Origin of the sequence: Pseudomonas sp. 18-147 (assembly GCF_051048045.1) — a bacterium.
Lineage (GTDB): Bacteria > Pseudomonadota > Gammaproteobacteria > Pseudomonadales > Pseudomonadaceae > Pseudomonas > Pseudomonas aeruginosa.
Genome location: NZ_CP182296.1, coordinates 2,985,393 through 3,004,553 on the forward strand (window position 1 = coordinate 2,985,393; position 19,161 = coordinate 3,004,553).

Sequence of the window (19,161 nt, forward strand, 5' to 3'; positions counted from 1 at the left end):
TCTTCTCGCTGCCTGTTCCTGACGAATGCCTTTCCCCGCTATTGCGCTTGCATGACACACCGCCGTCCGCGTCTCGGCTAGAGTGTGGCGGCGGATGTGGAGGTGAATACGTGTCGGGGAAGTTTCCGGAAATGCCCTCGCGCCGAGGCTACTGGCTCGGCTGGTTGTGCCGCCTGGCCATGCTTGGCGGCGTCGCCGCGATGTTCTGGGCGCTGCTGCAATGCTTCGTCCTGCTGCACGGTGAACCGCCGCTCCAGCGCGCCCCGCTGCGGACGCCCTGGACCCTGCTGGCGCTCGGCCTGGCGCTGTTCCTCGCCGGTTTCTGCGGCGAGTACCGGCTGTGGCGGCGCCGCGCCGGTTGCTGAAACCGGCGTCAGGCAGCGCCCGTCGAAGGGAACAGCAGGCGCAGGTGGGTCTTCTGCTGCGGTACGCTTTCCGCTTCGGCGCGGCCGCCGTGGTAGGCCATGATCGATTGCACGATGGCCAGTCCCAGGCCGGTGCCGGCCTGGGCTCCAGTCTGGCGTCCGGCGCGGCGGTAGAAGCGCTCGAACAGGTGCGGCAGGTACTCCGGCGGGATGCCCGGACCGTCGTTGCTGACCCTCACCTCGGTGTGCCCCGCGCGTTCCCCGATCCGCACGTCGATGCGCCCGCCTTGCGGGGTGTGGCGCACGGCGTTGGACACCAGGTTGGAAATGGCGCGCTGGATCATCAGGTTGTCGCCGTGGGCGAAGCCGTTGCCGGACAGGCGCAGTTCGACGCCCTTGTCCTCGGCGACCATCTCGTACAGGTCGATGACCTTGGCCGCCTGCTCGTGCAGGGCGACGCAGCCGAACTGGGCCTGGATCGCCGGGTTGTCCACCTGCACCAGGAACAGCATGTCGGTGACGATCCGCGACAGCCGCTCCAGTTCCTCGGCATTGGACTCCAGGGCTTCGCGGTATGCCGCGCCGTCGCGATGCTGGCTGAGCAGCACCTGGTTGCGCACCAGCAGGTTGCAGATCGGCGCGCGCAGTTCGTGGGCCAGGTCGTCGGAGAACTGCGAGAGCTGGCGTACGCCATCCTCGAGGCGGCCGAGCATGTGGTTGAAGCTGCGGGCCAGGCTGTCCAGCTCGCGCGGCAGGTTCTGCTCGGGGATGCGGTAGGAGAGATCCTGCGGGCTGACCTGGGCGGCCACCCGGCGGAAGCGGTTCAACGGTTCGAGGCCGGCACGCACCACCCACCAGGCGGCCAGGGCGATCAATGGCAGGAGGAAGGGCAGGGCCAGCAGGGTGGCGCGGAGGAAACCGTCGAGCAGGCGCTCGTCGGCGTTGCGCTCGCTGCTCAGCAACACCTGTACCGGGGTGCCGTTCTTCATGCGCATGGAAGCGCCGATGCTCAGCAGGCGCTGGTCGTTGCCGGTGCTCCAGCTCTGGAACACCGGCTGGCGGGCGTCCGCCTGCAAGCGGGCGAGAAGCGCGCGGTTGGTCGCGACGCTGGCCGCGGCCTGGTCGCCGAAGCTCATCAGCGGCTGGCCGCTGCGGCTGTCGAGAATGCTCAGGTGCAGGCCGCTGTGCGCCACCAGTTGGTCCTGCAGGGCATGCGCCTGTACGGCCGGGTCGCTGCGCAGGTCGAGATCGTCTTCCAGGCTGTGGCGGATCTGCTCCAGCTTCAATTGCAGGTTTTCCCGCTCGCGGGCTTCCAGCTCGCGGCCGAGGTTCCAGTGCGCCATTGCGCCGAGCGCCAGGGCCAGCAGCGCGCCGAGGGCGCCGACCAGCAGGGCCAGGCGCAGCGACAGTCGGCCTGGTGGCGTCATCGGCGCGCTTCCAGGACGTAGCCGACGCCGCGAATGGTATGGATCAGCTTGAGGTCGAAGCCGTCGTCGATCTTCGCCCGCAGGCGGCAGATGGCGACTTCCACCACGTTGGAGTCGTTGTCGAAGTTCATGTCCCAGATCAGCGAGATGATCTGCGTCCGGGTGATGACGTCGCCGTTGCGCCGCATCAGCAGGTGCAGCAGGGCGAACTCCTTGGTCGTCAGGTTGATCCGCACCCGGCCGCGGAAGGCCCGGTGGCGGCTGGCGTCCAGCTCCAGGTCGGCGACCCGCAGGACGTCCTGCATCGGTGCCTGGTCGTGGCGGCGCAGCAGCGAGCGGACCCGCGCCAGCAGTTCGGGGAACTGGAACGGCTTGACCATGAAGTCGTCGGCGCCGAGATCGAGGCCGCGCACCTTGTCGGTCAGCCTGCCATGCCCGGTGAGCATCATCACCCGCGCGCTGCTGCGTTCGCGCAGGCGGCGGAGCAGGTCCCAGCCGTCGATGCCGGGCAGGTTGACGTCGAGGATCACCAGTTCGTAAGGGTGTTGCAAGGCCATGTGCAGGCCGTCGATGCCATCGTTGGCGCGGTCGACGATGTAGCCGCTTTCGGTCAGGCCCTGGTGCAGGTAGTCGGCAGTCTTGACTTCATCTTCGATAATAAGGATGCGCATGTTCGCCCCTATATAAAGTATGGATTCATTTGCAAGTAAATGTTTAAGTGCATTGCTATAAAGTTACATTGCGGGCGTTGCCTGGATAGAGTCCTGGAAATGTAATTTCATATCGTTGCGCTGCTTCGATGATAATTATCGAATGACCGGGTAGTTCTCCCGGGAGTCCGCCTGAGAACTTTGGAAATGTCCGCGGCGCAAGCACCGCTGGGCGTGAGAGGCAATGCCTTTTGTAAGCGCATGTTGCTTTTGTCCCTATGTTTCATCCAACTATTGCCAGTCTCTTCGAAGGTTGCCGAAGTGTAACCGCTAATTGTCCGTGGAGAATATTCATTACCGACTTGTAATTCTTCCGTCACCTTGCCGATAAGCCCCGCTACCTAACATCTGCCGCATCCCGGAAGTGCAACTTCGAATATCGCCGGCGAGATATCGCCGATGAACGGTTGCGTGGTTCCGGGCCGGTAATGGATCGCCGTCGCCGACGACGATCAGCAGACGAGGAGCGGAACATGCCGATACTTCGGCCACTGGCCAGCGCGGGGAAACGCGCCTGCTGGCTACTGATGGGACTCTGCCTGGGCCTGCCGGCCCTGGCGAACGAGGCGCCGGTGAGTTTCAACGGCACTTCGATCAGCCTCGAGCAGGCGTTGGAGCGAGCCCTGCGGAGCAACCCCGAGCTGGCGGCGGTGGGGCGCGAGACCGAGATCGCCAGCGGCGCGCGGCAGCAGGCCGGGCTGATCCCCAACCCGGATCTGTCCTGGAGCGTCGAGGACACCCGCCAAGGCAATCGCCAGACCAGCGTCAGCATCGCCCAGCCGCTGGAGCTGGGCGGCAAGCGCGGTGCGCGGGTGGAGGTGGCGAAACGCGGCAGCGAGATCGCCTGGACCCAACTGGAAGTCCGTCGCGCCGAACTGCGCGCCCAGGTCCGCGGCGCCTACTACGCGGCGCTGACCGCGCAGGAGCGGGTGCGCCTGGCGAAGACCTCCCTGGACCTGGCCAGGCGCGCGCTGCAGGCCGCCGACCGACGGGTCAAGGCCGGCAGCATCTCCTCGGTGGAACGGGTTCGCGCCCAGGTCCTGGCGGACAACGCCAAGCTCGACCTGAGCCAGGCGGAGCTGGAGCAGCAGCGCACCTATGTGCAGCTGTCGAGCACCTGGGACGAGCCGCAGCCAGGCTTCGCCAGGGTCGGCGGCGCGCTCGACGCGGTGCCGGCGAGCATCACCCGTGGCGCCTTGCTGCGCCATCTCGACGAGTCGCCGACCCTGCGCCTGGCGGCCCAGGAGGTAGCGCGCGGCGAGGCCCAGGTCGACCTGGAGAAGCGCCAGCGCATCCCCAACCTGACGGTCAGCATCGGCAGCAAGTACGACCAGACCGCCCGCGACGGACGTGGCGAACGGGTCAACCTGATCGGCCTGTCGATGCCGCTGCCGCTGTTCGACCGCAACCAGGGCAACATCTACGCCGCCCAGAGCCGCGCCGACCAGGCCCGCGACCTGCAGCGCGCGACCCTGCTGCGCCTGCGCAGCGAAGCGGTACAGGCCTACGACCAGTTGCGCACCTCGGAACAGGAGCTGGCGCTGGTCCGTCGCGACCTGCTGCCCGGCGCACAGAGCGCGCTGGACTCGATGACCCGCGGCTTCGAGATGGGCAAGTTCAACTTCCTCGACGTGCTCGATGCCCAGCGCACCCTGGTTGGCGTCCGTGCCCAGTACGTGCGCGCGCTGGACGCCGCGGCGCAGGCGCGGGTGAGCATGGAGCGCCTGCTCGGTGAAGACATCGGCCACCTCGGCCAGTGAGATTTCCGGGGCGGGCCGCCGGCGCGCCCCCCGAACGGTTCGGGAGAACAGAATGGGCAAGAAGACGATTATCGCGGTGACCGCACTGGCACTGCTCGGCCTGGGCGGCGGCGCCTACCTGGAGCTGGGCGGCAAGGCGCCGGCCGGCGCCGGCGAAGCGGCCGCCGAGGGCGAGGGCAGCGGACCGCGCGGCGGCATGTTGTTGCGCCAGGGCGACCTGACCCTGGAACTGCTGGTGCCGGAGGACGGCAGCCCGCTCAAGGCCTGGGTCGAGCGCGGCGGCAAGGCGCTGGCGCCGCAGGAGGTGGTCCTCGGCGCCGACGTCGAGCGTGCCACCGGCGAGGTCGAGGACCTGCTGTTCAAGGCCAGCGGCGATGGCCTGGTGGCCAATGCCGGGATCGCCGAGCCGCATGCCTTCACCGCGCGCCTCAAGCTGATGGCCGGCAAGCAGGGCTACGACTTCGCCTTCACCCGCGAGGAGGGCAAGCTGGAGCTGGATGCCGAGCAGATCGAGGCCGCCGGCATCACCCTCGATACGGCGCGGACGATCAGCCTGGCCCAGGTGGTCTCGCTGCCCGGCGAGATCCGCTTCAACGAGGACCGCACCGCGCATATCGTCCCGCGCCTGCCGGGGATCGTCGACAGCGTGCCGGCCAATCTTGGCCAGGCGGTGAAGCAGGGCGAGCTGCTGGCGGTGATCAGCAGCCCGCAGTTGTCCGACCAGCGCAGCGAATTCGCCGCCGCCCAGCGCCGCCTGAGCCTGGCGCAGAGCACCTACAAGCGCGAGCAGCAGCTGTGGAAGGAGGGCATTTCCGCCGAGCAGGAATTCCTGCTCGCCCGCCAGGGTTTGCAGGAAGCCGAGATCGCGCTGAACAACGCGCGGGCGAAGATCGCCGCGCTCGGCGGCAATCCCAGCCTGCAGGGCGGCAACCGCTACGAGCTGCGCGCGCCGTTCGCCGGGGTGCTGGTGGAAAAGCACCTGACCCAGGGCGAGCCGGTGGACGGCACCGCCAACGTCTTCACCCTGTCCGACCTGTCCTCGGTCTGGGCCACCTTCAACGTGCCCGCGCAACTGCTCGGCCAGGTCCGCGTCGGCAGCAAGGTCAAGGTGCTCGCCCAGGCGCTGGATAGCGAGGTGGAGGGCACCGTGTCCTACATCGGCGACCTGCTCGGCGAGCAGACCCGCGCGGCCACCGCCCGGGTCACCCTGAGCAACCCCGAGAGCACCTGGCGCCCGGGTCTGTTCGTTTCCGTGCAGGTGGCCGAGGCGACCCGCAAGGAAGTCCTGACGGTCGCCGACGGCGCGGTGCAGAACGTCGACGGCGAGGACGTGGTGTTCGTCCGCGTGGCCGATGGCTTCGTGGTCCAGCCGGTCAAGCTGGGCATCAGCGACGGCCAGCGCGTCGAGGTCCTCGAGGGCCTGCGCGCCGGCAGCCAGGTCGCCGCCAGCGGCAGCTTCATCCTCAAATCCGAACTGGGCAAGGGCTCGGCGGAACACGGTCACTGAGTCCCGCTCCAGGAGTCTTCGCATGTTCGAACGCATCATCCAATTCGCCATCGAGCAACGCTGGCTGGTCCTGCTGGCGGTGCTGGGGATGGCCGGGGTCGGCATCGGCAGCTACCAGAAGCTGTCCATCGACGCGGTCCCGGACATCACCAACGTCCAGGTGCAGATCAATACCGCCGCCCCCGGCTACTCGCCGCTGGAAGTGGAGCAGCGGATCACCTACCCGGTGGAGACCGTCATGGCCGGCCTGCCGGGTTTGCAGGAAACCCGTTCGCTGTCGCGGCCGGGGATTTCCCAGGTGACGGTGATCTTCGAGGAGGGCACCGATATCTACTTCGCCCGCCAGCAGGTCAACGAACGCCTGAGCACGGCGCGCGAGCAACTGCCGGAAGACATCTCGCCGACCCTCGGGCCGATCTCCACCGGTCTCGGCGAGATCTACCTGTGGACGGTTGAGGCCGAGGAGGGCGCGACCAAGGAGGACGGCAGCGCCTACACGCCCACCGACCTGCGCACCATCCAGGACTGGATCATCCGTCCGCAGTTGCGCAACGTGAAGGGCGTGGCCGAGATCAACACCATCGGCGGCTACGCCAAGCAATTCCTCATCGCCCCGGATCCGAAGAAGCTCGCGGCCTACAAGCTGACCCTCGGCGACCTGCAGAACGCCGTGCTGCGCAACAACGAGAACGTCGGCGCCGGCTACATCGAGCGGCGCGGCGAGCAGTTGCTGATCCGCGCGCCGGGCCAGGTCAAGGACATGGACGATATCCGCGGGATCATCGTTTCCAACGTCGACGGCGTGCCGATCCGTATCCGCGACGTCGCCGAGGTCGGCCTGGGCAAGGAGCTGCGCACCGGCGCGGCCACCGAGAACGGCCGCGAAGTGGTGCTCGGCACGGTGTTCATGCTGATCGGCGAGAACAGCCGGGAAGTGGCCCAGGCGGTCGGCCAGCGCCTGGAGGAGATCAACCGGACCCTGCCCAAGGGGGTCAAGGCGATCACCGTCTACGACCGCACCACCCTGGTGGACAAGGCCGTGGCCACGGTGAAGAAGAACCTGGTGGAAGGCGCGGCGCTGGTGATCGCGGTGCTCTTCCTGTTCCTCGGCAACATCCGCGCGGCGTTGATCACCGCCACCATCATCCCGCTGTCGATGCTGTTCACCTTCACCGGGATGGTCGGCAACAGGGTCAGCGCCAACCTGATGAGCCTCGGCGCGCTGGACTTCGGCATCATCGTCGACGGCGCCGTGGTGATCGTCGAGAACGCCATCCGCCGCCTGGCCCACGCCCAGGCCCACCACGGCCGCCAGCTGACCCGCGCGGAACGTTTCCACGAGGTCTTCGCCGCGTCCAGGGAGGCGCGCCGGGCGCTGGTCTTCGGCCAGATCATCATCATGGTGGTGTACCTGCCGATCTTCGCCCTCACCGGGGTCGAGGGGAAGATGTTCCACCCGATGGCGTTCACCGTGGTCACCGCGCTGCTCGGCGCGATGATCCTCTCGGTGACCTTCGTCCCGGCGGCGATCGCGCTGTTCATCACCGGCAAGGTCAAGGAGGAGGAGAACTTCGTCATGCGCCGCGCGCGTCTGGCCTACGAACCGGCGCTGCGCTGGGTGCTCGGGCACCGCGCGCTGGTGGTCGGCGGCGCCCTCGGCGCGATCCTGCTCACCGGGCTGGTGGCCTCGCGGATGGGCAGCGAGTTCATTCCCAGCCTCAGCGAGGGCGACTTCGCCATGCAGGGCCTGCGGGTGCCGGGCACCAGCCTGACCCAGTCGGTCGAGATGCAGCAGACCCTGGAGAGGAAGCTGATGGGCAAGTTCCCGGAGATCGAGCGGGTCTTCGCCCGCACCGGGACCGCCGAGATCGCCTCCGACCTGATGCCGCCGAACGCCTCCGACAGCTACGTGATGCTCAAGCCGCAGAGCCAGTGGCCGGACCCGAAGAAGTCGCGGGAGGCGCTGCTGGAAGAATTGCAGGCCGCGGCCCTTGAGGTGCCGGGCAGCGTCTACGAGTTCTCCCAGCCGATCCAGTTGCGCTTCAACGAACTGATCTCCGGGGTGCGCAGCGACGTCGCGGTGAAGGTCTTCGGCGACGACATGCAGGTGCTCAACGACACCGCGGAGAAGATCTCCAAGGTGCTGCAAGGCATCGACGGCGCCTCCGAGGTGAAGGTCGAGCAGACCACCGGCCTGCCGGTGCTGACGGTGGACATCGACCGCGACAAGGCGGCACGCTTCGGCCTCAATGTCGGCGACATCCAGGACACCGTGGCCACCGCCCTCGGCGGACGCAACGCCGGTACCCTGTTCGAGGGCGACCGCCGCTTCGACATCGTCATCCGCCTGCCGGAAACCCTGCGCGCCGACCTGCCGGCACTGTCCAACCTGCTGATCCCGCTGCCGCCGAACAACCTGGCGCGGATCGACTTCATCCCGCTGTCGGACGTGGCGCGCCTCGACCTCTCGCCGGGACCGAACCAGATCAGCCGGGAGAACGGCAAGCGGCGCATCGTGGTCAGCGCCAACGTGCGCGGCCGCGACATCGGCTCGTTCGTGCTGGAAGCGCAACAGAAGCTGCAGGACGGGGTGAAGATCCCGGCCGGCTACTGGACCACCTGGGGCGGCCAGTTCGAACAGTTGCAGTCCGCCGCCAAGCGCTTGCAGGTAGTGGTGCCGGTGGCGCTGCTGCTGGTGTTCACCTTGCTCTTCGCCATGTTCAACAACGTCAAGGACGGCCTGCTGGTGTTCACCGGCATCCCCTTCGCCCTCACCGGCGGGGTGCTGGCCCTGTGGCTGCGCGGGATACCGCTGTCGATCTCGGCGGCGGTGGGTTTCATCGCCCTGTCCGGGGTGGCGGTGCTCAACGGCCTGGTGATGATCTCCTTCATCCGCAACCTGTTGCAGGAAGGACGCAGCCTCGACCAGGCGGTGTGGGAGGGCGCCATCACCCGCCTGCGTCCGGTGCTGATGACCGCCCTGGTGGCGTCCCTCGGTTTCGTGCCGATGGCCCTGGCCACCGGCACCGGCGCCGAGGTGCAGCGGCCGCTGGCGACGGTGGTGATCGGCGGCATCCTGTCCTCGACCATGCTGACCCTGCTGGTGCTGCCGGTGCTCTATCGCTGGACCCACGGGCGCGACGCCGGACCGCGCGAGGAGACGCCGGCGGCCGGCTGAAGCGGGCGCGCAAGCGGGCCGGCAGGGGAAACCCTGGCGGCCCTTTTTCGTTGGCCGTTGGACGGATTCCGTTCGATTACCGCACGCGATTGCCGGCCCGGATTGTCGCCGGCGGAGGGCTTGCGTAGTGTGGGTGGACGTTCCGCGCCCGGCGCTTGGCGCCGCGCGGCGATAACAACAACGATAGCAGCCTGAGTGTCCTGCCCATGAATGCCTCCTTGCTCAGCGAGCGCAGCCGGGTGTTCGAACGTGCCGACCCCTATGCGGTGTCCGGCTATGTCAACCGGCACGTCGGTACGCACTGCATACGCCTGCCGGCCGCCGGCAGGCCGCAAGCCAGCCTCGACCACCGCACCTTCGCCAGCCTCGACCTGTGCCGGATCAGCTACGGCGCGGCGGTACGGGTCACCTCGCCGGCGCTGGAGAGCATCTTCCACCTGCAGATCCTCCTGCGCGGCCACTGCCTGTGGCGCGGCGGCGGGCAGGAACACGCCCTGGCGCCGGGCGAGCTGTTGCTGATCAACCCGGACGATCCGGTCGACCTGACCTATTCGGCGGACTGCGAGAAATTCATCGTCAAGCTGCCCTGCGCGCTGCTCGAAGCGATCTGCGCCGAGCAGCGCTGGAGCCATCCGGCGCGCGGCGTGCGTTTCCTCGAACATCGCTATCGCCTGGACCAGCTGGAAGGCTTCGTCGGCCTGCTCGCCCTGGTCTGCCGCGAGGCCGAGTCCGGCGAGCGGCTGGCGCGGGTCGACAGCCACTTCGAGCAGATCCTCGGCAGCAAGCTGCTGACCCTGCTGAAGACCAACGTCAGCCGCGAGGACCCCGGCGATGCGCAGGTCGTCTTCGCCCGCCTCGATGCCTACATCCGCCGCCATCTGCAGAGCGAGATCGAGGTCGCGGCGCTGGCCGAGCAGGCGCACATGAGCACCCGTTCGCTGTACGCGCTGTTCGAGCGCCAGCTTGGCGAGAGCCCTCGGCAATACATTCGCCGGCTGCGCCTGGAGCGCATCCGCGCCTGCCTGGAAGACCCCGGCTGCCGGGTACGCAACCTCACCGAACTGGCCCTGGACTTCGGTTTCGCCCACCTCGGCCGCTTCGCCGAGCAATATCGCCGGCAGTTCGGCGAGCTGCCTTCGGAAACCCTGCGCCGGCGCGCCTAGCGCCGACCGCCACGGCGTGCAGGAATCGGCCAGCGATCCGCAGGCAACGGATATCCCCAGCAGCACGCGCTACCTAACCTGACCGGGCCTGAACAATAACAACGGAGGCCCCGGCCATGTCCCTGGGTAGCGATTACTTGCGTTCTCTGCTCGAGGAAGACCCCGAGCGCGGCGTCTACCGCTGCAAGCGGGAGATGTTCACCGATCCACGCCTGTTCGAACTGGAGATGAAGCACATCTTCGAGGGCAATTGGGTCTATCTCGCTCACGAAAGCCAGGTTGCCGGAGTCAACGACTACCTGACCACCCAGATCGGCCGCCAGTCGATCGTCATCGCGCGCAACCGCGACGGCCAGCTCAACGCCTTCATCAACGCCTGCAGCCACCGTGGCGCGATGCTCTGCCGGCACAAGAGCGGCAATCGCAGCAGCTATACCTGTCCGTTCCACGGCTGGACCTTCAACAACTCCGGCAAGCTGCTCAAGGTCAAGGACCCGGCCGAGGCCGGCTACCCGCAGGGCTTCAACTGCGAGGGCTCGCACGACCTGACCCGGGTGGCGCGCTTCGAGTCCTACCGTGGCTTCCTGTTCGGCAGCCTCAACCCCGATGTCAGGCCGCTGGCCGAGCACCTGGGCGAGTCGGCGAAGATCATCGACATGATCGTCGACCAGTCGCCGGAAGGCCTCGAGGTGCTGCGCGGCTCTTCCAGCTATGTCTACGAAGGCAACTGGAAGCTCACCACCGAGAACGGCGCCGACGGCTATCACGTCAGTTCGGTGCACTGGAACTACGCGGCGACCCAGAGCCAGCGCCAGCAGCGCGACGCCGCGGACCCGCTGCGGACCATGAGCGCCGCGGGCTGGGCCCGGCAGGGCGGCGGCTTCTACTCGTTCGAGCATGGCCACATGCTGCTCTGGAGTCGCTGGGCCAACCCCGAGGACCGGCCGGCCTTCGAGCGCCGCGCCGAGCTTGCCCGCGACTTCGGCGAGGCCCGCGCCGACTGGATGATCGAGAACTCGCGCAACCTCTGCCTGTACCCCAACGTGTACCTGATGGACCAGTTCAGCTCGCAGATCCGCATCGCCCGGCCGCTGTCGGTGGACCGCACGGAAATCACCATCTACTGCATCGCGCCGAAAGGCGAGAGCGCCGAGGCGCGCGCCCGGCGCATCCGCCAGTACGAGGACTTCTTCAACGTCAGCGGCATGGCCACCCCGGACGACCTGGAGGAGTTCCGTTCCTGCCAGCAGGGCTACCAGGGCAGCGTGGTCGGCTGGAACGACCTGTCGCGCGGCGCCGAACACTGGATAGAGGGCGCCGACGCGGCGGCCGCGGCCATCGACCTGCGGCCGCGCCTGAGCGGCGTGCGCACCGAGGACGAAGGGCTGTTCGTATTGCAGCATCGCTACTGGCAGGAGGCGCTGCTCGCCGCCCTGGAACGCGAACGGACGCAGCGCGTGGCGCTGCGGGAGGTGGCGTCATGAGCCTGGGCTACGACGCCCTGCGCGATTTCCTCTACCGCGAGGCGCGCTATCTCGACGACAAGGATTGGGACGCCTGGCTGGCGTTGTACGCCGCGGACGCCAGTTTCTGGATGCCGTCCTGGGACGACCGCGACCAGCTCACCGAGGACCCGCAGCGGGAAATCTCGCTGATCTGGTACGGCAACCGCGGCGGCCTGGAGGACCGGGTATTCCGCATCCGCACCGAGCGCTCCAGCGCGACCCTGCCGGACACCCGCACCTCGCACAACCTGAGCAACATCGAACTGCTCGGCGAGGACGACGGCATCTGCCGCGTGCGCTGCAACTGGCACACCCTGAGCTATCGCTACAAGACCGTGGACAGCTACTTCGGCACCACCTTCTACGACCTCGACGTACGCGGCGAGAGTCCGCTGATCAAGGCCAAGAAAGTGATCCTGAAGAACGACTACGTTCGCCAGCTGATCGACGTCTACCACGTCTGACGCCCGCGCCGGCGGGCTGTCGAGGGACATGCCATGAACCATCGGATCGCACTCAACTTCGAAGACGGGGTGACCCGCTTCATCCATGCCGCGCCCGGCGAGACCGTGGCCGACGCGGCCTACCGCCAGGGCATCAACATCCCCCTGGACTGCCGCGACGGCGCCTGCGGCACCTGCAAGTGCCTGGCCGAGGCCGGGCGCTATGCGCTGGGCCAGGACTACATCGACGATGCCCTCAGCGCCGAGGAAGCCGCCCGCGGCTACGTGCTGACCTGCCAGATGCGCGCCGAAAGCGACTGCGTGCTGCGCGTGCCGGCGTCCTCGACCCTGTGCAGGACCGGCCAGGCGCGCTACGAGGCGCGCATCAGCGAAGTCCGGCAACTCTCGCCGAGCACCATCGGCCTGTCGCTGCGCGGCGAGGCGCTGGCCAGCCTGGCGTTCCTGCCCGGGCAGTACGTCAACCTCCAGGTACCCGGCAGCGAGCAGCGCCGCGCCTACTCCTTCAGCTCGCTGGCGAAGGACGGCGAGGTCAGCTTCCTGATCCGCAACGTCCCCGGCGGGCTGATGAGCGGCTTCCTCAGTGGCACGGCCAGGGCCGGCGACAGCCTGGCGATGGACGGCCCGCTGGGCAGTTTCTACCTGCGCGAGATTCACCGGCCACTGCTGATGCTGGCCGGCGGCACCGGCCTGGCGCCGTTCACCGCGATGCTCGAACGGATCGCCGAACAGGGCAGCGCGCACCCGCTGCACCTGGTCTACGGGGTGACCCACGACGTCGACCTGGTCGGTCTCGAGCGCCTGGAGGCGTTCGCCGAACGGATTCCCGGCTTCACCTGGAGCGCGTGCGTGGCCAGCGCCGACAGCGACTATCCGCGCAAGGGCTACGTGACCGAGCACATCGCCGCGCAGCACCTGCACGAGGGCGACGTCGACATCTACCTGTGCGGGCCGCCGCCGATGGTCGAGGCGGTCGAGCGCTACCTGCGCGAGCAGGGCGTGCGCCCGGCGAATTTCTACTACGAAAAGTTCGCCGCCAGCGCGGCCTGAACCCGAGCGAGCCAAGGAGACTCCCATGAACGACAGATTCCGCGACAAGGTCGCCCTGGTCAGCGGCGCCGCCCAGGGTATCGGCCTGGGCGTGGTCCGGCGCCTGCTGGAGGAAGGCGCGCGGGTGGTGGCGGTGGACCGCTCCGAGCTGGTCCACGAACTGGCCGGCGACGCCTGCCTGTGCCTGACCGCCGACCTGGAGCGCTACGCCGAATGCCAGCGGGTACTGGAGCGGACCCTGGAGCGTTTCGGCCGGCTGGACATCCTGGTCAACAACGTCGGCGGCACCCTCTGGGCGAAGCCCTACCAACACTACGCCGAGGACGAGATCGAGGCCGAGCTGCGGCGTTCGCTGCTGCCCACCTTGTGGTGTTGCCGAGCGGCGCTGCCGGCGATGCTGGGGCAGGGCAGCGGGGCGATCGTCAACGTCTCGTCGGTTGCCACCCGCGGGGTCAACCGGGTGCCCTATGGCGCCGCCAAGGGCGGGGTGAACGCGCTGACCGCCTGCCTGGCGTTCGAGACCGCCGACCAGGGCATCCGCGTCAACGCGGTGGCGCCGGGCGGCACCGACGCGCCGCCGCGAAGGATTCCGCGCAACGCCGCGGCGCAGAGCGAGGAGGAGCGGCGCTGGTATCGACAGATCGTCGAGCAGACCCTCGACAGCAGCCTGATGAAGCGCTACGGCAGCATCGACGAACAGGTCGCGGCGATCCTTTTCCTCGCCTCCGACGAGGCGTCCTACATCACCGGCGTGACCCTGCCGGTAGCTGGCGGTGACCTCGGCTGAGCGCTTCAGTCGCCGCTTTCGGTGAACTTCTCCAGGTACAGCCGCAGATGCTCCAGGGAGTGCTCGCGCAGCCACTGGCGGACCGCCTCGACCATCGGCGGAGGCCCGCACAGGTAGAGGTCGAAAGCTTCGTCGCGCAAGCGGGCGGCGTCGAAATGCTCGTGCAGGTAGCCGCGCCGGCCATCCCAGTCGGCGTCCGCCTCGCTGAGCACCGGGACGAAGCGGAAGCCGGGAAGCCGCTCGGCGTAGCCGGCGATCCGTTGCAATTCGCAGAGATCGTCGGCGCGGCGTACCCCGTAGTAGAGATGCACCGGCCGCTCGCAACCGCGCTCGGCCAGTTCGTCGAGCATGCCGAGGAACGCCGACAGGCCGGTGCCGCCGGCCACCAGCAGCAACGGGCGCTCCACCTGGCGCAGGTAGAAGGTGCCCAGCGGCGCCTCGAAGCGGATCTCGTCGCCGACCCGGCACCCTTGGCGCAGGTAGTCGCTCATGGCGCCGCCCGGGAGCAGGCGGATGAGGAACTGCAGGTGGTTCTGCGGATTCGGCCGGTTGGCGAAGGAGTAGGCGCGCCGGCAGTCGCTGCCGGGTACTTGCAGGCGCGCGTACTGGCCGGGCAGGAAGTCCAGCTGGCGGCCCGCGGCGCCGGCGTCGAGGCGGAGCAGCGCGGTGTCCTCGGAGAGCAGGCGCAGTTCGCGCACCACGCCGCTGTGCGCCTGGGCCGCGGCGGCATGGCAGAGGGTCGAGGCGAAGTCGAAGTAGAAGGCCGCGTCGGAGCGCACCCGGGTCTGGCAGGCGAGCACCTTGCGCTGCTCCAGGTCGGCGGCGGAGAGGGTGTCCTCGTCGGCGTAGTCCAGGCTGTAGCTGCCCGCCTCGCAGCGGCCCATGCAGGTGCCGCAGACCCCTTCGCGGCAGTCCAGCGGCAGGTTGATGCCGTGGCGCAGGGCGGCGTCGAGGAGCAGGTCGTCGTGGCCGACGGGCAGGAACAGGGTCTTGCCGTCGGCGAAGCTGAGGGCGACTTTGTGATTCATCGTGACGGGTCCCGCCGTTCAGAGGTGGTAGAAGTCGAGGACCGAGTCGATCCGGTCGTTGAGCAGGACGATGTGCTTGCGCGCGATCAGCCAGGCCTCTCCATGGGGTTTCAGGCGGTAGGTGGCATGGCCGAAGAAGCTGCCGGTCTGGTCCAGGCGCTGGAACAGGGTCTGCCAGTTGACCCGCACTCGCAGCAGGCCTTCGCCTTCCTCGGCGATGCGCACGTTGCCGATCTGGTGCAGGGTGCGCGGCATCGGCACGGTGGACGCGGCCTTGCCGGTGCGGATACGGAACACCCGGTCTTCCAGGCCGGCACGGCTGGGGTAGTAGATCAGCGACATCTCGCGCTTCGGATCGCGGGTGTAGCGCTGCTCGGACTCCCACTGCGGCAGGTGGAACTCGCACTGTTCGTCGAACTGCGCGAGGTAGCCGTCCCAGTCCTGGGCATCGCAGAGTTCGGCGTGGCGGTAGAGGAATTGTTCGACGCGGTACTGCAGTCCGGCGTTCATGGGGTCACCTCCTTCGCGCGCAGGGCCAGGCGCTCCAGGCCGTCGAGGAGGAAGCGCCGCCAATGCGCGTGCTGGTTGACGTAGAGGCCTTCGTGGGTGATCTCGGTGCCGGTCAGCAGCGGCGCGATACCCAGCGCCTGGCTGTTCGGCGTCGCGCCTTCGAGCCACTTGCCGTGGCCGCGGGAGATGTCGCTCCAGCGCTCCAGGCGGGCCTGGAAGCCACGCTGGGCTTCGCGGAACTCCACCAGGTCGTCGGGCGTGCCCATCCCGGAGACGTTGAAGAAGTCCTCGAACTGGCGGATCCGGTTCTCCCGGTCGGCGTCCGACTCGCCCTTTACGCCGATGCACTGGCTGACGATCTCGGTACGGTTCCAGGCCAGCGGGCGGACGATGCGCAGCTGCGAGCTGATCTGGTCGATGACGAACAGGCTGGGGTAGAGATTGAGGTTGCGCAGGCGATGCATCATCCACTCGGCGCGGGCCTGGCCGTATTCCGCCACCAGCCGCGGCATCACGCTGGCGTAGCCGGGGCGTACGGCGGGGTTGGGCATCTCGCTGAAGAGCACGCTGTGGCCGTTGGCGAAGGAGAACCAGCCGTCGTCGGTGGCCGCGTCGCCGGCGCCGAGCTTGCTGTAGTCGAGGGTGGCGGCCACGCCGCCGCGCTCGGCCTCGACCTGCTGGCGGTGCTGCACGGTGGCTACGTAGTTGTAGTGCACTGTGCTGACGTGATAGCCGTCCAGGCCATTCTCGTTCTGCAGCTTCCAGTTGCCTTCGTAGGTGTAGGTGGAGGTGCCGGGCAACACTTCCAGCTCGCCGCTGGGAGACTGCGCCACCAGCATGTCGAGGAACACCCGGGCGTCGCCGAGGAAGTCCACCAGGTCGTCCTCGCCGGCGACGTCCAGGCTGACGAAGACGAAGCCCCTGTAGCTCTGGATGCGCGCTTTCTTCAGGCCGCGGGTGGCCTTGTCGAAGCCTTCCGGGTATTCGCCCGGCGCCTTGACCTTCACCAGCCGGCCGTCGTTCTTGTAGCACCAGGCATGGAACGGACAGGTGAAGGTCGACTGGTTGCCCTTGCCGACCCGCACCAGGGTCGCGCCGCGATGCTGGCAGGCGTTGACCAGCGCGTGCAACTGGCCGTTGCCGTCGCGGGTGACGATCAGCGGCTGGCGTCCGGCGCGCAGGGTGACGAAGTCGTGGGGCCTGGCCAGTTCGCTTTCGTGGCAGGCGTAGATCCAGTTCTTTTCGAAGATCAGCCCCATCTCCAGGTCGAACAGCTCCGGTTCGGTGAACATGTCCCGGGCGATGCGGAAGATGCCTTCCTCGGGACGGAAGTCGAGGCAGCCGCCGACATAGTCGCGCCACTGTTCGAGGCTTCTGCGGGTAGCGTTCATGCGTTCTCACCCTTGTGCGTTGTCGTTATGGGTGACCCATTCAACGGCCGCGAGCGGGGGCGGGCTATCCGCTTAGTCGACGATGCGCATCCCGAAAATCCGCAGCCGCCGAGGAGCGGCCGGGGGGCTCGCGGAGGGCTCGGCCGAGGTTCGAGCGGCGCTTGCGGCGGACGCTTTGTCCGGAAAGTCGGCGAACGCTATCCGGATAGTGGAGGATGCGGGGAGCCGGCCTTGCGCCGGCATATGCCTTGCATTTTGCTGAAAACAGAGCGCCAGCAGAGCGCACCCCCAGCCTTGCCGTGTCGAGTGCCGAACCATGATGAGGACCCATCCCGTCGCCGATCGTGGCGATCTCCATGCCGACCACCTGGACCTGGCCGCCGCCCGTTCCTGGATGTCGAAGGTCTGCGGGCCGCACCGGCTCGAAGCGGCGAGCCCGGGACTGGTGCAGTTCGAGCACCACGGCAACGTGCTGAAGTCGATGTGCACCACCCTTGGCTACATCGGCTACGGTACCGACGTCACCATCACCGTCGAGGATGCCGCGGCGTTCAACGCCTACAGCCTGAGCCTGCCGCTCAGCGGCGAGCAGGAGCTGTGCCGGGGCGGGCTGCGCCTGCTCTCCGACGTCCGCCGCGGGGTGATCATCGCGCCCAACGAGCGCCAGGAGCTGAGCATCGCCGGGGACTGCCGCAAGCTGCAGGTGGTGATCGGCCGCACGGCGATGCGCAAGGTCCTGGAGGAGATGTTGCAGCGGCCGATCGATACGCCCTTGCGCTTCGATCCGGAGATGGATGCCCTGGATGGCGCCTCCGCGTCCTGGTGGCGCACCGTGCGGCACATCAGCGAGGAGATGGCGCGCAGCGAACTCTACGCCCAGGCGTTTTTCAGCAGCGACCTGGAACGCGCGCTGATCAAGGGACTGATCCTGGCCCAGCCGAACAACTACAGCGAGGCCCTGCAGCAGGGCCTTGGCGGGCGCCCGCCGCACTACCTGCTGCGCGCCCGCGAGTTTCTCCAGGCCAACGCCCGCGAGACCCTGAGCCTGGAGGACGTGGAACGCGCCGCCGGGGTCTCGCGGTTCAAGCTGTTCGAGGGCTTCCGTCGCTACTTCGGGGTGTCGCCGATGAGCTACCTGAAGCACTACCGGCTCGCCGCGGTGCGCGAGGAAATCCTCGCCAGCGGCGGCGCCCGCAGCATCTCGACGATCGCCCTGGGCTGGGGCTTCAGCCACCTCGGACGCTTCTCCGTGGACTACCGCAAGCGCTTCGAGGAAACCCCGAGCATGACCCAGCGCCGCGCTGCGCGGCGCTCCTGAGAGGGCGTTCAGGCGTCCTCGCGGCCGATCAGCGCCAGGCAGCGCCGCAGGTGCGGGGAGCCGTCGCCCTGGCGCCGGCTGACGATGATCGGCGAGGTCAGGGAGGCGTCGGCCAGGGCCTGGTAGGCGACGTCGTCGCGGTGCTGCAACTGCACCGAGGCCGGCACCAGGGTCGCGCCGAGTCCGGCGGCGACCAGGCCGATGGCGGTCTGCATCTCGTTGGCCCATTGCGTCACGCGCAGGCTCAGGCCGTGGGTGGCGAACAGCGCCAGCACGTGGTCGGCGTAGCTCGGCCGCGGCTGGCCGGGGTAGAGCACGAACGGCTCGCGCGACAGGCGCTCCAGGCTCAGCGGCTGGCCGAGCAACGGGTGCCCGGCGGGCAGGGCGGCGACCAGCGGCTCTTCGCTGAGCACGCTCTGGCGGATCGCCGGGTCGTCGATGCGGATGCGTCCGAAACCGATGTCGATACGCCCGCTCTTCAGCGCCTCGACCTGTTGCAGGGTGGTCATCTCCAGCAGGCCCAGCTCCAGCTCCGGGTCGCCGCGCAGGTGGCGGATCAGCTCCGGCAGCACGCCATACAGCGCCGAGGGCACGAAGCCGATGCCGAACCACTGGCGCTGGCCCTGGCCGATCCGCCGGGTGCTGTCGCAGATGCTTTCCAGTTGGTCCAGGAGCGTCGCGCTCTGTTCGTGGAAGAAGCGCCCGGCTTCGGTCAGGCGCAGCGGCCGGCCGCGCTCCAGCAGGGCCACCCCGAGCATTTCCTCGAGTTGCTGGATCTGCCGGCTCAGCGGTGGCTGGGCGATGTGCAACTGCTCGGCGGCGCGGGTGAAGTTGAGGGTCCGGGCCAGCGCCTGGAAGTAGCGCAGGTGACGAAGCTCCATGATACCTCCAGGGTATGGTTCGAGAGGGAGATGATATTGGACCCCAGTGAAGAAGGCGATGGATGCTTGGCCGAAACGACGGCGAAACCCGCTCGGTATCGAGCGAGCCTTGAGCGGCGA

The 19,161-nt window shown here is 68.1% G+C and carries 16 protein-coding genes; 10 read left to right on the top strand and 6 right to left on the bottom strand.

Features of this window, described 5'->3' with window-relative positions; all coding sequences use genetic code 11:
* The first annotated feature begins 131 nt into the window (after nt 1–131).
* On the top strand, nt 132–365 hold the full coding sequence (locus tag ACM0M4_RS14325; protein WP_003113319.1) for a hypothetical protein: 234 nt from the start codon (nt 132–134) through the stop codon (nt 363–365).
* An 8-nt stretch (nt 366–373) separates the two neighbouring features.
* Here ACM0M4_RS14325 and ACM0M4_RS14330 read toward each other — a convergent pair whose 3' ends face one another.
* Entirely contained in the window at nt 374–1,792 is a 1,419-nt protein-coding gene (locus ACM0M4_RS14330; protein WP_016253371.1) for a sensor histidine kinase, read from the bottom strand.
* On the bottom strand, nt 1,789–2,463 hold the full coding sequence (locus ACM0M4_RS14335) for a heavy metal response regulator transcription factor (protein ID WP_003089900.1): 675 nt from the start codon (nt 2,461–2,463) through the stop codon (nt 1,789–1,791). Before ACM0M4_RS14335 ends, ACM0M4_RS14330 begins: the two co-directional genes overlap by 4 nt.
* 512 nt (nt 2,464–2,975) lie before the next feature.
* On the opposite strand from ACM0M4_RS14335, the gene ACM0M4_RS14340 reads away from it, so the two are divergent.
* From ACM0M4_RS14340 to ACM0M4_RS14375, 8 genes are all read left to right on the top strand, one after another.
* Nucleotides 2,976–4,262 (top strand): TolC family protein, encoded by a 1,287-nt coding sequence (locus ACM0M4_RS14340; protein WP_221345551.1) that lies wholly within the window; start codon nt 2,976–2,978, stop codon nt 4,260–4,262.
* Between the two features lie 52 nt (nt 4,263–4,314).
* Complete coding sequence (locus tag ACM0M4_RS14345) at nt 4,315–5,769, top strand: efflux RND transporter periplasmic adaptor subunit (protein WP_003109532.1); 1,455 nt, start codon at nt 4,315–4,317, stop codon at nt 5,767–5,769.
* Between the two features lie 22 nt (nt 5,770–5,791).
* Entirely contained in the window at nt 5,792–8,947 is a 3,156-nt protein-coding gene (locus tag ACM0M4_RS14350) for a CusA/CzcA family heavy metal efflux RND transporter (RefSeq protein ID WP_003115707.1), read from the top strand.
* Nucleotides 8,948–9,153: 206 nt separating this feature from the next.
* Nucleotides 9,154–10,110, top strand: a complete 957-nt coding sequence (locus tag ACM0M4_RS14355) for an AraC family transcriptional regulator (RefSeq protein ID WP_003109534.1) — start codon at nt 9,154–9,156, stop codon at nt 10,108–10,110.
* 116 nt (nt 10,111–10,226) lie between these two features.
* Nucleotides 10,227–11,594 carry a benzoate 1,2-dioxygenase large subunit gene (benA, locus tag ACM0M4_RS14360; protein WP_054376150.1) on the top strand — a complete coding sequence of 456 codons (1,368 nt, stop codon included), beginning with the start codon at nt 10,227–10,229 and terminating at the stop codon, nt 11,592–11,594.
* Nucleotides 11,591–12,079: a benzoate 1,2-dioxygenase small subunit gene (gene benB, locus ACM0M4_RS14365; RefSeq protein ID WP_003113314.1), complete on the top strand. Its 489-nt coding sequence runs from the start codon at nt 11,591–11,593 to the stop codon at nt 12,077–12,079. The genes benA and benB overlap by 4 nt, the downstream gene beginning before the upstream one ends.
* 33 nt (nt 12,080–12,112) lie before the next feature.
* The gene (gene benC, locus ACM0M4_RS14370) at nt 12,113–13,126 is read left to right on the top strand and encodes a benzoate 1,2-dioxygenase electron transfer component BenC (RefSeq protein ID WP_003109537.1); all 1,014 of its coding nucleotides are present in this window, start codon (nt 12,113–12,115) and stop codon (nt 13,124–13,126) included.
* A 25-nt stretch (nt 13,127–13,151) separates the two neighbouring features.
* The gene (locus ACM0M4_RS14375; RefSeq protein ID WP_003116862.1) at nt 13,152–13,913 is read left to right on the top strand and encodes a 1,6-dihydroxycyclohexa-2,4-diene-1-carboxylate dehydrogenase; all 762 of its coding nucleotides are present in this window, start codon (nt 13,152–13,154) and stop codon (nt 13,911–13,913) included.
* A gap of 5 nt (nt 13,914–13,918) precedes the next feature.
* Here the strand turns inward: ACM0M4_RS14375 and antC are convergent, their stop codons facing one another.
* From antC to antA, 3 genes are read right to left on the bottom strand one after another with little or no spacing between them, the layout of a single operon-like run.
* Complete coding sequence (gene antC, locus ACM0M4_RS14380; RefSeq protein WP_010793060.1) at nt 13,919–14,941, bottom strand: anthranilate 1,2-dioxygenase electron transfer component AntC; 1,023 nt, start codon at nt 14,939–14,941, stop codon at nt 13,919–13,921.
* An 18-nt stretch (nt 14,942–14,959) separates the two neighbouring features.
* Entirely contained in the window at nt 14,960–15,451 is a 492-nt protein-coding gene (gene antB / locus ACM0M4_RS14385) for an anthranilate 1,2-dioxygenase small subunit (RefSeq protein ID WP_003116865.1), read from the bottom strand.
* On the bottom strand, nt 15,448–16,842 hold the full coding sequence (gene antA, locus ACM0M4_RS14390) for an anthranilate 1,2-dioxygenase large subunit (protein ID WP_003122647.1): 1,395 nt from the start codon (nt 16,840–16,842) through the stop codon (nt 15,448–15,450). The genes antB and antA overlap by 4 nt, the downstream gene beginning before the upstream one ends.
* Before the next feature lie 316 nt (nt 16,843–17,158).
* On the opposite strand from antA, the gene ACM0M4_RS14395 reads away from it, so the two are divergent.
* Nucleotides 17,159–18,160, top strand: a complete 1,002-nt coding sequence (locus ACM0M4_RS14395) for an AraC family transcriptional regulator (RefSeq protein ID WP_003116868.1) — start codon at nt 17,159–17,161, stop codon at nt 18,158–18,160.
* Between the two features lie 8 nt (nt 18,161–18,168).
* Here ACM0M4_RS14395 and ACM0M4_RS14400 read toward each other — a convergent pair whose 3' ends face one another.
* Nucleotides 18,169–19,041 (bottom strand): LysR family transcriptional regulator, encoded by an 873-nt coding sequence (locus tag ACM0M4_RS14400; RefSeq protein WP_003089870.1) that lies wholly within the window; start codon nt 19,039–19,041, stop codon nt 18,169–18,171.
* Between the last annotated feature and the right edge of the window lie 120 nt (nt 19,042–19,161).

Excerpts from the sequence above, each read along its gene's own strand:
- ACM0M4_RS14355 (WP_003109534.1), top strand. The coding sequence starts at position 9,154 with ATGAATGCCTCCTTGCTCAGCGAGCGCAGCCGGGTGTTCGAACGTGCC.
- ACM0M4_RS14345 (WP_003109532.1), top strand. The coding sequence starts at position 4,315 with ATGGGCAAGAAGACGATTATCGCGGTGACCGCACTGGCACTGCTCGGC.
- ACM0M4_RS14335 (WP_003089900.1), bottom strand. The coding sequence starts at position 2,463 with ATGCGCATCCTTATTATCGAAGATGAAGTCAAGACTGCCGACTACCTG.
- benA (WP_054376150.1), top strand. The coding sequence starts at position 10,227 with ATGTCCCTGGGTAGCGATTACTTGCGTTCTCTGCTCGAGGAAGACCCC.
- ACM0M4_RS14340 (WP_221345551.1), top strand. The coding sequence starts at position 2,976 with ATGCCGATACTTCGGCCACTGGCCAGCGCGGGGAAACGCGCCTGCTGG.
- benB (WP_003113314.1), top strand. The coding sequence starts at position 11,591 with ATGAGCCTGGGCTACGACGCCCTGCGCGATTTCCTCTACCGCGAGGCG.
- ACM0M4_RS14330 (WP_016253371.1), bottom strand. The coding sequence starts at position 1,792 with ATGACGCCACCAGGCCGACTGTCGCTGCGCCTGGCCCTGCTGGTCGGC.
- ACM0M4_RS14395 (WP_003116868.1), top strand. The coding sequence starts at position 17,159 with ATGATGAGGACCCATCCCGTCGCCGATCGTGGCGATCTCCATGCCGAC.
- ACM0M4_RS14400 (WP_003089870.1), bottom strand. The coding sequence starts at position 19,041 with ATGGAGCTTCGTCACCTGCGCTACTTCCAGGCGCTGGCCCGGACCCTC.
- ACM0M4_RS14375 (WP_003116862.1), top strand. The coding sequence starts at position 13,152 with ATGAACGACAGATTCCGCGACAAGGTCGCCCTGGTCAGCGGCGCCGCC.
- ACM0M4_RS14350 (WP_003115707.1), top strand. The coding sequence starts at position 5,792 with ATGTTCGAACGCATCATCCAATTCGCCATCGAGCAACGCTGGCTGGTC.
- ACM0M4_RS14325 (WP_003113319.1), top strand. The coding sequence starts at position 132 with ATGCCCTCGCGCCGAGGCTACTGGCTCGGCTGGTTGTGCCGCCTGGCC.
- benC (WP_003109537.1), top strand. The coding sequence starts at position 12,113 with ATGAACCATCGGATCGCACTCAACTTCGAAGACGGGGTGACCCGCTTC.
- antB (WP_003116865.1), bottom strand. The coding sequence starts at position 15,451 with ATGAACGCCGGACTGCAGTACCGCGTCGAACAATTCCTCTACCGCCAC.
- antC (WP_010793060.1), bottom strand. The coding sequence starts at position 14,941 with ATGAATCACAAAGTCGCCCTCAGCTTCGCCGACGGCAAGACCCTGTTC.
- antA (WP_003122647.1), bottom strand. The coding sequence starts at position 16,842 with ATGAACGCTACCCGCAGAAGCCTCGAACAGTGGCGCGACTATGTCGGC.